This is a genomic window from Bacillus benzoevorans, assembly GCF_014207535.1.
In the GTDB taxonomy this organism is placed as follows: Bacteria; Bacillota; Bacilli; order Bacillales; family Cytobacillaceae; genus Bacillus_BD; species Bacillus_BD benzoevorans.
The window spans coordinates 66,026-78,695 of record NZ_JACHGK010000017.1; the positions used below are offsets into that span (position 1 = coordinate 66,026).

The window sequence follows — 12,670 nt, forward strand, 5'->3', positions numbered from 1 at the left end:
TCCTTAAACGACCGTTTTGTAAGTGGAATACTATCTCTCGGATCATTGTAAAATAGTTCAATTTTATTCTCTTAATCCTTCCAGGTCTCTTTTCAAATGTATATTTAAGTGAAAGGGAATGGGGTTATCGTAATGAATAACACTATTTTAATATCAAAAATTTCTTTACTTCTTTTCCGTTAACATGTTGGTGTTACCACCTAGTGTATGTTAAGACAAACATCTAGCGCTTAGACAGATACCCAAATCAAGAGATTATTTTAATTTGCCGGAATGTACCACAAATTTCCAATTTTGGAAACACTTTTAAGTGTCTTTCACCTGTCCCTTTTTCCCTCCCACCTCTATCTCCGATGGTTAAATAACTCACCATTTCTGGTGAAGTTAATATACTGTTTAGGAGGTGTTTCAAGCAATGAAAAAGATTGGCATTTGTGCTGCGATTACAGGTTCGATGACAAAAATGCCCGGGCTTCCTGTTACTGTGGATGAGATTGTCCAATGTGCGTATGAATGCTCTATTGCAGGAGCTGCGATTGTTCATGTCCATGTTCGTGACAAAAATAAAAGACCTTCTTTGGATGCTTCATTATACAAAGAAGTGTTGATTGGAATTCGTGAAAAATGCGACATATTAGTATGCATTTCTACCTCAAATCATCTTGTGGATATATCGGATAAAGAACGGATCAAGTTAATGGAACTAAAACCGGACTTAGCATCAATAGAAGTGACTTCCCTCAAACGACCTGACGGCGGTATTAGAAACTCGAAAAAATTTGTTAAAGATATCCTTCAAGCTATGAAACAGTATGGTGTGAAGCCCGAATTTGAGATATTTAATCCTAAAATGTTAAAAGAGCTATGGCGCTTAGTCGATGGAGGTTTCATAGATGACAATGCTTTTATTCAATTCGTAATTGGTTCAACCGGTGGGATGAAGCCCGACTATAAAAATATTCAATGGATTCTCGATTCCGTGCCAAAAGGTTTTCCTTGGTCTGTCGCCGGTATTGCAGCAATGCAGTTACCGGCAAATTTTATTTCCATTTTAAATGGCTGCGATGTGATTCGGACAGGTATGGAAGACAATCGTTACTTTTTAAAAGGAATTCCTGTGAAAAATAATTTGGAATTTGTAAATAGGGCGGCAGCAATGATTCAAATGCTTGGCGGCAGCGTAGCTGATGCTTCTGAAATGTCAAAAGTATTGGGAGTAAAAGGACGAAAAGATGATTAAATTTGCACATCCACATATTGGTCAAGAGGAAATTGATGCAGTTAGTACTGTACTGAAAAGCGGGCGATTAGCAAGCGGAGAAATTGTATTGCAGTTTCAAAGAGAGTTTTCAAGGTATCTGAACCATGAACATTGTATTGCGGCTTCCTCTGGGACAGCAGCTTTAGAAATCGCCCTTAGAGCACTTGGAATCAAAAAGGGGGACAAAATCATTACCACAGCGTTCTCATTTATAGCAACATCCAACGTGATTGTACATGCTGGGGGAATTCCAATTTTTGCGGATATTGATGAAACTACCATGAACATCTCTGCTGAAAGCATTGAACACATTCTTCAAGAGCAAGAAGGGATAAAAGCTATTTTAATTGTTCATTTGTTTGGCCAAAGTTGTAACATGGACAAAATTAAGGAAATTGCAAGCAGATACCAATTACTGCTCATAGAAGACTGTGCGCAGGCGTCGGGAGCAGAATGGAAAGGACGTAAATTAGGAACTTTCGGGGATGCTGGTGCGTTCAGTTTTTACCCAACAAAGAATATGACAACGGCTGAAGGCGGTATGGTGGTTTTCAAGGATGAAAAGGCAGAAGGAATCGCCAGACAACTGATTCAGCATGGTATTAAAGAAAGAAATCAATTTGAATTCATCGGATACAATTATCGTATGACTGAGATTTCTGCGGCAATTGGTTTATGCCAACTTAAAAAGCTGGAACATTTCAACTCAGTTAGAAGAGAAATTGCAGCTTTTTTTGATGAAAACATTGCTCATGGCAACATGATCAAACCGCAGGAAGTTCTTGGAGCAAAGCATGTATATAATCAGTATACATTACGTATTTTGAATGGGAAAAGAGATGCATTTATTGCATATATGGAAAATGAAGGGATTGGAACTTCCATTTATTATCCCTATTTGATCCCCGAGCAAGTCTGTTACAGATCCATTGATTTTCTCCCGAAAGAATATGATAAAAAACTTAAAGTTGCAAACATAATTAAACATCAAGTAGTCTCAATACCTGTTCATCCTAGCTTAATGCAAGGACAAATAGAACGTATTGTAACTACAATTAACAAGTTTTAAGTATGCGTACTAGAAAATAGTCTTAAGAAATTTGGTGAACTGTTTTGAGGCTTGGATTAATTGGGTTTGGAAAATGGGGACCGAATATTGCAAAAGAAATAGCATTGAATAAGAATATGCGGCTTTGTGCAATTTGTGATACCAATGAACAGCGACTTCGAGCTGCTGAAGATATCTTTGCAAAAAACAAAGATGTTTTTATAACGACAAATTACCATTTACTGTTATCCGACAAAATTGATGCAATCGCAGTAGCAGTGGGAGTGGGGAACAGTTTTGAAATTGCAAAAGATATATTGCTTGCTAACAAACACTTATTTATTGAAAAACCATTTGCGATGACATGTGAACATGCAATGGATCTCCAAAGCATTGCAATTCAGAGGGGTCTCACGATTCATGTTGACCACATCATGGTTTTTCATCCTGCGATAAAAAAAATTAAATCCAACATGGTTAAATCTAGCCCGATGATAAATTTTGAATCAACAAGAAACACTATTGGGCAGTACAGTGTGCCTGCTGAAATGCTTTGGGATTTGGCCGTTCATGATTTGGCTGTACTAGATTACTTGTTAGATGGTCAAGAGCTCGATGTTCTAAAAATAGATTATCATTCTAATGAAATGACTTTAACTCTGAGTTGCAATACAGTCTTAGGACGTATCAGGGTGGGGCAAAATGCGACGGAGAAAGAACGTCATACAAAAATCAGTTTTGCCGATAAAGAAATCTATTTTGACGAATTGGATGATAGAAAGGCATTCACCATCTACGACAAAGATAAAAATGAAAATCTGTGCAAACCAATCGATCAAATCTATGATGGACCCGATGCATTGACAAGCAGTTTAACTCATTTTATCGACTGTGTGCACTGTCGTAGAAAATCAATTTCAGGAGCAGAACAAGCGATCCGCTGTTTAAAAGTAATGGAGAAGGCTGAAAAGATGATGAAAACGGAGAGGCTAAAAAGAGTGATTCATGAAAGCGCGTATATAGATAAAAAAGCAATTATAGGAGAAAGAGTAAGCATCGGTGAATTTTCAATTATCAGTGATGGTGTACGAATTGGTGATGGAGTAACCATATCCAGCCATACAAAGATTCATCCATCCACTACCATTGGAAACGGTACATTCATAGGCAGTTTTTGTTCCATTGGTGCCCTGCCTAATCTCAAAGGTTTTGACACATCAATCGAATCTGGACTTATTATTGGTTCAAACAATACGATTAATGATCATACAGTCATAGCCAGGTCCAAAGATCCGGGCGGCAAAACGATCATTGGCGATTGCAATCATATCGGTCATGGTGCTTATATAGGTCATGATGTGATAATTGGAAATTCAACCACATTATCGGCTCATGTACGGATTTCCGGGTACACCCGAGTCGATGATTTTGCTCATATCGGTATGTCTGCTTTTACACATCAGTTTACTAACGTGGGCAAATATGTAATGATCGGTGCATTGGCAAAAGTCGTCCGGGACATTCCGCCTTATTTTCTGGTAGACGGCAACCCTGCGCTGATTAAAAAAATAAACAAAGTCGGTTTGGAAAGACAAGGATTCACTGTTGAACAGATTTATCAGCTTGAATGTATTCTAAAAGCATTTGCAAGCAGTTCCTATCCTTCTTTGAATACTCAGGATCGAGCGAAGCTGATAAAGCAATTTCAAGCATGTGAAATGTTCTCAAAGTTGATACAGTTTATTAATGATTCAAAAAGAGGGTGCACTAGAATTGATGTATAGTGAGATCATCGAGAAAATTCTTAATAGTTTAAAAAATAAGGATTGCGTGGTTTCATTTTGTCATGACGATTACCGGAAGGTTACCGGAGGCGCGCAAAAATACGAATTAGAGCAACAAAAAATGATGAATGATCGCTGCATTTCTTTTGTGGCATTATTCACCGTCAGTAATCAAGATGTAAGTAAAATCGAACCTAATAATTTGATTGTTGAAATTGTGATTGATGGTGAAACGACTTGCTTTTTGGAAGCTTGCCAAGTGGGATATTGTTTCGGAAAGCTTATTGCTGAGAAAAAAATTAATCTCTTACGCATTTTTCTCAACAGCTTATACAATATGAATATAGCGATGATTGATGGGATCATTAGCAGAATAAGAGAAACAAAGGATATAGAAACCCTTCATATCATGCATGATTATTACTCTATCTGTCGTAATATTTTTTTGTTTTATAATGACGAAGAATTTTGTGGTCCCGCACCTGTCGTATCACCGCGGTGTGCAGCCTGCCGTTACGGAGAAGGTCGCAAAGAGCATTATGACAGCGTCAATGAGCTATTTATCAAACATAAAATAATCATCGTAGCACCTTCGGAAAACGGGAAACGGATTTTTTTACGGACATTTCCGCATCTTGAGAAAAATGTTCGCGTGGTTTCCCATCAGAATATGCTGCCATCGAAGAGTACCCCTGCTGGCTATTCAAATGTAGATCGTAGAATCAGAGTCGCATATATTGGCTATTCCTTCAAATATAAAGGCTGGGATGCTTGGGTAAAGTTGAATGGTATTTCTAATAAATCCGATTATGAATTTTATCATTTTTCATCCATTGATCAATCCTTACCTGGGACGATTTTTGTTGACACTAGTTTTCACAATGGTTCTGAGAAGGATACGACATCAAGGTTGGTAGAACATGAAATTGACGTTGTACTTCTGTGGTCAAATTGGTTCGGTAACTATAATTACACCTATTACGAAAGCTTGGCAGCAAACTGTTTTGTGATCACATACAAAGACAGCGGCAATATTGCAGATCAGACAAACCACTTTAAAAACGGACTCGTTCTGGATTCTGAGCAGGAATTGGTTAAATTGTTTGATAATACAGAAAAACTTAAAGAATGCATTGCGATGTACAAAAATTCTAATGAGTTCTACCGAGTAATTGTCAATAATGAACTGGCAGACGAACTTATGGACTAGGGACAAAGGTTTGATGTGACCCATCTTTTTTGGAAAGTGGGACAAAATCTATCCTTCTGTTCCCGCTATAATGGGGGACTGCAGGATTTGCTTATACTATCTTTATATTATATTTATTATGTTATTTTCAATGTTGACTTGGAATGATGGAACTTTTTCAATGTCTGAATGGTGAATCATTACTAATAATACGATTTTACGTAGTATTGTTGAAGATGATATCCACATAAAAAGGCTGTCTACCGAATGTACGAAATGAGTATCATTTGTAGCATCAGAAGAGCGGAAGTACAACAGATGCATAAAAACAGCTTGAAAAAGGCGAGCACTATGATAAGTGCTGCCTTTTTCATTTATCCATTGTTTATGATATGAGTTGGTCTACCATTTGCGGCGGCCCCTCCAGCCAGCCGTGTTTCATCATGATTTTAACTCCCTCAGGCGTATACAGAAACACATCTTTGGCTGCTTTAGATTGTGAATCATCTCGGTCGTTTTCGAAATGGTTATATGAGGTGCAGCGTTTTTATTCTCTTTTTAACTGCCCGAATAGTAAACACTATCATTTACTTCTTTTACACCTTCCAATTTCTCAATTTCCCCTACTATCGATTCAGTTGGAGCTTCAATTTCAATAAAAGTAGTTCCGTCAGACAATGTATATGGTTCATTTTTTAGACCAAGGCTGTTTAAATAATTTTGAACTTCTGCTTCCTTACCCATTTCTACTTGTGCAGTTTTATAGAGCATTTATATCTCCCCTTTTGTTTTATTATCTTTGGTGCAAATGAATCCGCCGCCCACGCTTTGCGTGGAGGGAACCGTCGGTTTTTATTTTTTCCTAAATAATGATTTAAATTACAATTACCATTTTTACTTCTTTGAAAAAAAGAATAGGCTGTAGGTTCTTTTGTCTGCTTCATATGAATTAGCAACATCTGATAACGACAATTGGATCACTCCTAAATGTTTTATTTTCAGAATTGACTATTTGGGGGTGGAATTTTCAAACATAAATGGAATTTGGTGTTAAAATGTATTAAAAGATACATTAAACAAATGGAGCAATAGAGTTTAATATGATGTGAAATGCTTGGAGGTGTAGGATGTTTAAAAAAAGCATCAGATTTCCCTTGATATATTTTGTAGCATCAACCGTTTGGCAGTTAATTATTAAAAAAGATATTGAATGGATAAATAATATAGGTGTCTGTTTTATAATGATTTTGTTTATTTCCCTCTATAGTTGGGCAAAGAAACCATATGAATGGAAAAAGGAAAAATAAAAGTTATCTTTACCTAAATGATGGGTATGATTGGTTAATAAAGTGATTCGCTTACTGTGCTAATGATGCACTTTACTTCAATAAAGACAATTGATTTCGTTCTGGTAATATAAGTATAAAAAGGGTGGGATTTATGTCTGATAAATCAACTAAGAATATAATGATAGGTATTTTAATCTGAATCATTAATTGGGCAATATTTTTCTTCTTTTTCATATTAACTATCTTCTGTAAACTAAGGAAGAAGTGGGGGAATACCTGCTTCTGGTAATAGGAAAATGAAAATAAAAATTCCTACTAACGGTATTAGCAAAAAAAGAGATAAGAAAAAAATTATACATCCGATTGCAAATTTATCTATTAAATTATTATTGATGAAGTCTCCCCCCATTAAGTACCAAAGGTTACTTATTAATATAATTACACGTTAATATTCTCCATATTTTATTATATTATATCATCATATACATAGAAATGCTATGTATATGATGATATATGTTTTTTTTACTAACTGATCCTTTAACGAAATAAATAAAGAAAAGTAAATTTTTTCTTATCAAATTCAAACTTTGTTAAAAGTTTGTTCATATTATCAAGATAAGCTTGGGAAAAGTAAAGAATCTACGGGGGCAATTAATGAAAAAAATATTTACTTATAAGAGAGTAAACATTGCCATAGTGACCTTTATATTATTGGGGATAGGTGCCATTTTGGGCGGTGTCTTTTCCAAAGATGAAGTAATAGCAAAAGTTGTGGGGCAAGGGGACTGTACCTCGTCTCTTTTACTCAGCATATTCAGTATATTTGGTAAACAGCATCCTTTTTTTATTTCTAGTAGCTTCCTTTTAATCACATTACAGCGATAAATTAAGCAAATGAAGACAAAGAAAAATCGGTTCCATGACAACGATGGAAACCGATTTTCTATTTGCTCCATTATTGAATTAAGATTACGATAATTTTGCTGGAATCTCATGACTTAAAAATGGATTTCATGTTCAAACAATTTAATTGGTCATCCAAGCAGAAAAACAATTACCATTTCCTTTCCGGATGATCTGCTTCACCGAAAAGATCACGAGCGGATTGTTGATGTCCAGTATGAAAATACGGAGTTAATATCTGTGTGAATGAAGAGGGGGGAACAGCTAATCGAGCGTACCTCCTCTTTTTCCATTATTTACTCTGTGATGGATATCGGGTTCTAATAAAAAAAGCAAACAGTCACAGCTACTGTTTGCTTTTTTTACTTTTTCATCAGGTTATGCTGCTAAACCGTAGTAAATAGGTTATATCTCCTAATTTGTTACGAATCTTCTACATGGACACTGAATCAGGAAGAGACATTTTAAAAAGAAAAATCAAGTCACTAAATAGACAAGTAGTTAGATGATAACACATTAAGTTAGGTTTCCTAACGTTGTAGACGAATCTTCCACTTTGTTTAACTTTAATTATCTAGTGTTTTCAATAGGGTGATAAGACTTTTTGTAACGTGACAATAGAAAAAAAGTTGAAAAATTTCAAAAAAGTTATTTAATATAACCTATTAACGTGATATTATCTAACATATACAAAAAACGAATTTTTTGAAAATATAAATATTACCTTTTTTATATTCTTTGAATTTGATATCTTGGTAGGTTAAGTCACACTGTTTTTTTTTAAAATCTAATCTTTAAGGGGGATTATACATGAATAAAAAGAAATTGCTTCTAGTTGGAAATGGCATGGCAGGTGTCAAAACAATCGAGGAAATATTAAAAGTATCGCAAGGTCTGTTTGATATTACAATAATTGGAACAGAATCATATCCGAACTACAATCGAATTCTTTTATCAAAGGTGTTGCAAGGGGACACAAATGTAAGTGATATTACCTTAAATGATTGGGATTGGTATAAGGAAAATAACATTAAACTTTATATTGGAGAAACAGCGATTAAAGTGGATCCCGATCAGAAAGTAGTGATAACAGATTTAGGCAGAACTGAGCCTTATGATGAATTGATTTTAGCAACAGGTTCTGTTCCATTTATTCTCCCTATACCAGGAGCAGATAAAAAAGGAGTAACAACTTTTAGGGATATTAATGATACGGATGAAATGGTTGAAGCTTCAAAAAAATATAAAAAGGCTGCTGTTATTGGCGGTGGATTGCTTGGATTAGAAGCAGCGAGGGGATTATTGAATTTAGGGATGGATGTGTCCGTTATACATCTTCCAGCCTATTTAATGGAACGTCAGCTGGATCCCACTGCTGCCAATCTATTAAAAGAAGAATTAGAAAAACAAGGAATGAAATTTTTATTAGAAAAAAATACAGAAGCGATTATCGGTGGAGAGCGTGTAGAAGGTGTAACCTTTAAAGATGGCACACAAATTGAAGCAGATTTAGTGGTCATGTCAGTAGGAATAAAACCAAATATTTCTCTTGCCAAAGAAACGGGTATTGCAGTTAACCGGGGTATTGTCGTTAATGATTATTTACATACAGATATTCCGCATATTTATGCGGTCGGAGAATGTGCCGAACACAATGGAATTCCATATGGGCTTGTCGCTCCATTGTTTGAACAAGCAAAAGTGTTGGCTAAACATATATGCGGCATAGATACTGTGCCTTACACTGGCTCCGTTTTGTCTACTCAATTGAAGGTATCAGGTGTCGAAGTATTCTCGGCAGGGGATTTTATCGAAGGAGATGGAAAAAAGGCATTAAAAGTTTTTGATGAGCAAGATGGCATCTATAAAAAAGTTGTTTTACAAGGTAACCAAATTGTCGGAGCAGTTTTGTTTGGTGACAGCGGTGAAGGAAACCGGCTATTTTCAATGATTAAAAAACAGGCAAACATCTTGGATACTGCTAAAATATCAATCTTACAGCCATTAAATCAAGAAGCAGGAGAGAGTTTAGCTGCCAGTATGACAGCAGATGAAATCATTTGCGGATGTAATGGTGTGTCAAAAGGTACAATTGTTCAATCCATTCATGAACAAGGCTGCAACACAGTAGAGCAAGTGAAGGCTTGTACAAGTGCATCCCGTTCTTGCGGCGGCTGTAAACCGCTGGTTGCTGAGTTATTACAATTAACACTCGGTTCAGAGTTTGATGTAAGTGCGCAAAAAGAAGCAATTTGCGGATGTACTCCCTTGTCAAGAGAAGAAGTAGTGGGGGGGATTAAAGCAAAAGGCTTGACGCATATAAAAGAAGTCATGAATGTTCTTGGATGGGGCACAGAAGAAGGCTGTTCAAAATGCCGCCCAGCTCTTAACTATTACATCGGAATGGCGCATCCAACTGAATATGAGGATGAAAAAGAATCTCGCTTTGTAAACGAACGGATGCATGCCAACATTAACAAGGATGGCACATTCACGGTGGTACCGCGAATGTATGGAGGTGTCACGAATTCATCTGAATTGCGTCGTATTGCCGATGTTGCGGATAAATATGATCTTCCTTTAATAAAAGTGACAGGAGGACAGCGCTTAGACTTGTTCGGTGTGAAAAAAGAGGATTTACCAAAGGTTTGGGCTGAGCTGGATATGCCATCCGGTTATGCCTATGGAAAATCCCTTCGTACGGTTAAAACATGTGTCGGAGAACAATTCTGCCGATTTGGAACACAAGACAGTATGGGGATGGGTATCGCATTAGAAAAGAAATTTGAAGGGTTGCAAACTCCTCATAAAGTCAAAATGGCAGTATCCGCGTGCCCTAGAAGCTGTGCAGAATCAGGATTTAAAGACATCGGATTTATTGGCATAGACGGCGGATGGGAAATTTACGTCGCAGGAAACGGCGGAAATCATGTTCGCAGTGGAGATTTATTATATACGGTAAAAACGGACGAAGAATTAATCGAAGTAACTGGCGCTTACTTACAATATTATCGTGAAACAGCTAATTATTTAGAGCGTACATCCGCTTGGATTGACCGTGTCGGCTTAGAACATGTCCAATCAATTTTAGATGATACAGAAAAACGTAAAGAATTAAACACTCGAATTGAAGAAGTGTTGGCCCTTCATAAAGATCCCTGGAAAGAGATTATTAATAATCAAAAGACAAAAGAAGTGTTGTTTGAGAAAGTTACTTTATAAACAGGAGGAAATAAAATGGTAAATAAAAGTGTAACGAAAGTTTTGATTGGCCACATTGATGAATTCCCAGAGCGATTAGGGAAAACCGTATGTTTGGGAGATAGAGAATTCGCAGTATTTCGTTTATCTAATAACAAAGTTCGTGCTGTGCAGAATAGCTGCCCGCATAAAAATGGTGTTCTAAGTGAAGGAATGGTAAGTGGGGAATTCGTCTTTTGTCCAATGCATGACTGGAAAATTGATTTAGGGGACGGAAAGGTGCAAGCTCCGGACCACGGTTGTGTCAAAACGTATAAAGCATCCGTGGAAGATGAACTGGTGTATTTAATTGTAGAGGAATAACCCAGCTATGATATGAATCTAAAGGATAGTCAAGCACCTGATGAAACGATAGATTGCTGACAAGTTAACAAATAGATCCGCTATTAGGTGCTTGGTGCTTTAGGTTATTACTTCGATTAGAAACGAGGGAAATAATGATGATGGGAAAAGTATTTTTAGTCGGAGCAGGACCAGGAGACCCGGAATTAATCACGGTAAAAGGATTAAGATGCATTCAAAAAGCGGATGTCATACTATATGATCGTTTGGTAAATAAAGCATTATTAGAGTATGCAAAACCTGATGTTGAATTGATTAACTGCGGAAAACTACCAAACTATCATATGCTGCAGCAGGAAACGATTAATCAATTGCTTGTGAGATATGCTAAAAGAGGAAGAATTGTCACACGTTTAAAAGGTGGAGACCCATTCGTATTTGGACGTGGGGGTGAGGAGGCTGAGGCATGCCAAAAAGCGGGTGTCGCATTTGAAGTGATTCCTGGAATAACTGCGGGTATCGCAGCACCGGCTTATGCAGGCATTCCGGTTACTCACCGTGACTATAGCTCATCCTTTACGATCATTACAGGTCATCGAAAAGAAGGCGCGGAGGACAATATAAAATGGGAGGCGATCGCAAAAGGAATTGATACGATTGCCATTTATATGGGAGTAAAAAACCTTCCCTATATTAGAGGAAAACTACTTGAACACGGAAAAAGTCCCGATATTCCTGTAGCACTCATTCATTGGGGGACCTTAGGAAAACAAAGAACCGTTATCGGTAAACTTAAAACGATCGTTGAAACAGCTGAACGTGAGGAGATTACCAATCCGAGTATGATTGTCATTGGTGATGTTGTCCATTTGCATAATAAATTAAACTGGTTTGAAGCAGCTAAAGAAAAGGAGTTACTCGCAAGCGGTACTGTAAAAGTTGTGTGATTATTCCAGATGTCATCCAAAAATTGACGATGTTACAAGAACGAAACACCGAGAGGAAGTAAGTTGTTAACAATAGATACTAAGAAAGGCTTATATATAACAAGCATTTCAATACAATCAGTAAAAATGCTTTATATCAGCTAATAATAAGAAGGATAGGGGAAAGCATTAAATATATTCTTTCTTTAGAGAGTTGGTGTTATGTAGGCTGTTTCGGTAGGAGTGGTAATTATGGATTATGTCAATTCGAGTAAAGTTTTAGAAAGTATGATCGATGCTGGTGCTAAGAAAGGAAAGTTATCAATTTCACAATTATTAATACGGGGATTTTTAGGAGCAGCATTGTTAGGGTTTGCCACAACACTAGCCTCTTTATTCGAACTTCAAACGAACATTGGGATGTTAGGAGCGATTATATTTCCTGTCGGCTTTGTCATGATTATTCTGCTTGGTTTTGAGTTGGTCACTGGAAATTTTGCACTTATACCTGTAGCAGTTTTAGGAAAAAAAGCTACTTTCCAAGAAATGTTAAATAACTGGTTTTGGGTTATTGCTGGGCATCTAATTGGAGGTATTGTTTATCGGATTTCCGACAGAAGACTCCCACCTCAAGTTAAATAGACTATACTAATAAGAGGATAATATGTTCAATATAAGGGCATATGTCCTCTTATTTTTCACATAATATAAAGATTAAATATATTTC

At 36.6% G+C, this 12,670-nt stretch carries 11 protein-coding genes and 1 pseudogene; 11 read left to right on the forward strand and 1 reads right to left on the reverse strand.

Annotated elements, in window-relative coordinates:
• Positions 1 to 415: 415 nt before the first annotated feature.
• From HNR53_RS18585 to HNR53_RS18600, 4 genes are read left to right on the forward strand one after another with little or no spacing between them, the layout of a single operon-like run.
• Complete coding sequence (locus HNR53_RS18585) at positions 416 to 1,240, forward strand: beta-keto acid cleavage family enzyme (RefSeq protein WP_184528836.1); 825 nt, start codon at positions 416 to 418, stop codon at positions 1,238 to 1,240.
• Positions 1,233 to 2,330, forward strand: a complete 1,098-nt coding sequence (locus HNR53_RS18590) for a DegT/DnrJ/EryC1/StrS family aminotransferase (protein ID WP_184528838.1) — start codon at positions 1,233 to 1,235, stop codon at positions 2,328 to 2,330. The genes HNR53_RS18585 and HNR53_RS18590 overlap by 8 nt, the downstream gene beginning before the upstream one ends.
• 44 nt (positions 2,331 to 2,374) lie before the next feature.
• On the forward strand, positions 2,375 to 4,093 hold the full coding sequence (locus HNR53_RS18595; protein ID WP_184528840.1) for a Gfo/Idh/MocA family oxidoreductase: 1,719 nt from the start codon (positions 2,375 to 2,377) through the stop codon (positions 4,091 to 4,093).
• Complete coding sequence (locus tag HNR53_RS18600; RefSeq protein ID WP_184528843.1) at positions 4,083 to 5,303, forward strand: glycosyltransferase; 1,221 nt, start codon at positions 4,083 to 4,085, stop codon at positions 5,301 to 5,303. The genes HNR53_RS18595 and HNR53_RS18600 overlap by 11 nt, the downstream gene beginning before the upstream one ends.
• A 537-nt stretch (positions 5,304 to 5,840) precedes the next feature.
• Here the strand turns inward: HNR53_RS18600 and HNR53_RS18605 are convergent.
• Entirely contained in the window at positions 5,841 to 6,053 is a 213-nt protein-coding gene (locus tag HNR53_RS18605; protein WP_184528845.1) for a hypothetical protein, read from the reverse strand.
• Between the two features lie 356 nt (positions 6,054 to 6,409).
• On the opposite strand from HNR53_RS18605, the gene HNR53_RS18610 reads away from it, so the two are divergent.
• The 7 genes and pseudogenes from HNR53_RS18610 to HNR53_RS18635 all read left to right on the forward strand — a co-directional run bounded on the left by HNR53_RS18610 (position 6,410) and on the right by HNR53_RS18635 (position 12,585).
• Positions 6,410 to 6,589 (forward strand): hypothetical protein, encoded by a 180-nt coding sequence (locus HNR53_RS18610; protein ID WP_184528847.1) that lies wholly within the window; start codon positions 6,410 to 6,412, stop codon positions 6,587 to 6,589.
• Positions 6,590 to 7,225: 636 nt separating this feature from the next.
• Positions 7,226 to 7,456, forward strand: a complete 231-nt coding sequence (locus HNR53_RS18615) for a hypothetical protein (protein ID WP_184528849.1) — start codon at positions 7,226 to 7,228, stop codon at positions 7,454 to 7,456.
• A gap of 119 nt (positions 7,457 to 7,575) precedes the next feature.
• Positions 7,576 to 7,711, forward strand: a pseudogene (locus HNR53_RS23305) (PD-(D/E)XK nuclease family transposase); the annotation flags it as partial.
• 573 nt (positions 7,712 to 8,284) lie between these two features.
• A complete protein-coding gene (nirB, locus tag HNR53_RS18620; RefSeq protein ID WP_184528851.1) occupies positions 8,285 to 10,696 on the forward strand; it encodes a nitrite reductase large subunit NirB in 2,412 nt (803 codons plus the stop codon).
• A 15-nt stretch (positions 10,697 to 10,711) separates the two neighbouring features.
• Complete coding sequence (gene nirD, locus HNR53_RS18625) at positions 10,712 to 11,038, forward strand: nitrite reductase small subunit NirD (RefSeq protein ID WP_184528853.1); 327 nt, start codon at positions 10,712 to 10,714, stop codon at positions 11,036 to 11,038.
• A gap of 140 nt (positions 11,039 to 11,178) precedes the next feature.
• The gene (cobA, locus tag HNR53_RS18630) at positions 11,179 to 11,964 is read left to right on the forward strand and encodes a uroporphyrinogen-III C-methyltransferase (protein WP_184528864.1); all 786 of its coding nucleotides are present in this window, start codon (positions 11,179 to 11,181) and stop codon (positions 11,962 to 11,964) included.
• Between the two features lie 231 nt (positions 11,965 to 12,195).
• The gene (locus HNR53_RS18635) at positions 12,196 to 12,585 is read left to right on the forward strand and encodes a formate/nitrite transporter family protein (RefSeq protein WP_184528855.1); all 390 of its coding nucleotides are present in this window, start codon (positions 12,196 to 12,198) and stop codon (positions 12,583 to 12,585) included.
• The last annotated feature ends 85 nt before the right edge of the window (positions 12,586 to 12,670 follow it).

Coding starts and splice junctions, on each gene's coding strand:
- HNR53_RS18585 (WP_184528836.1), top strand. CDS start 416: ATGAAAAAGATTGGCATTTGTGCTGCGATTACAGGTTCGATGACAAAA.
- HNR53_RS18590 (WP_184528838.1), top strand. CDS start 1,233: ATGATTAAATTTGCACATCCACATATTGGTCAAGAGGAAATTGATGCA.
- HNR53_RS18605 (WP_184528845.1), bottom strand. CDS start 6,053: ATGCTCTATAAAACTGCACAAGTAGAAATGGGTAAGGAAGCAGAAGTT.
- HNR53_RS18610 (WP_184528847.1), top strand. CDS start 6,410: ATGTTTAAAAAAAGCATCAGATTTCCCTTGATATATTTTGTAGCATCA.
- HNR53_RS18615 (WP_184528849.1), top strand. CDS start 7,226: ATGAAAAAAATATTTACTTATAAGAGAGTAAACATTGCCATAGTGACC.
- nirB (WP_184528851.1), top strand. CDS start 8,285: ATGAATAAAAAGAAATTGCTTCTAGTTGGAAATGGCATGGCAGGTGTC.
- nirD (WP_184528853.1), top strand. CDS start 10,712: ATGGTAAATAAAAGTGTAACGAAAGTTTTGATTGGCCACATTGATGAA.
- cobA (WP_184528864.1), top strand. CDS start 11,179: ATGGGAAAAGTATTTTTAGTCGGAGCAGGACCAGGAGACCCGGAATTA.
- HNR53_RS18635 (WP_184528855.1), top strand. CDS start 12,196: ATGGATTATGTCAATTCGAGTAAAGTTTTAGAAAGTATGATCGATGCT.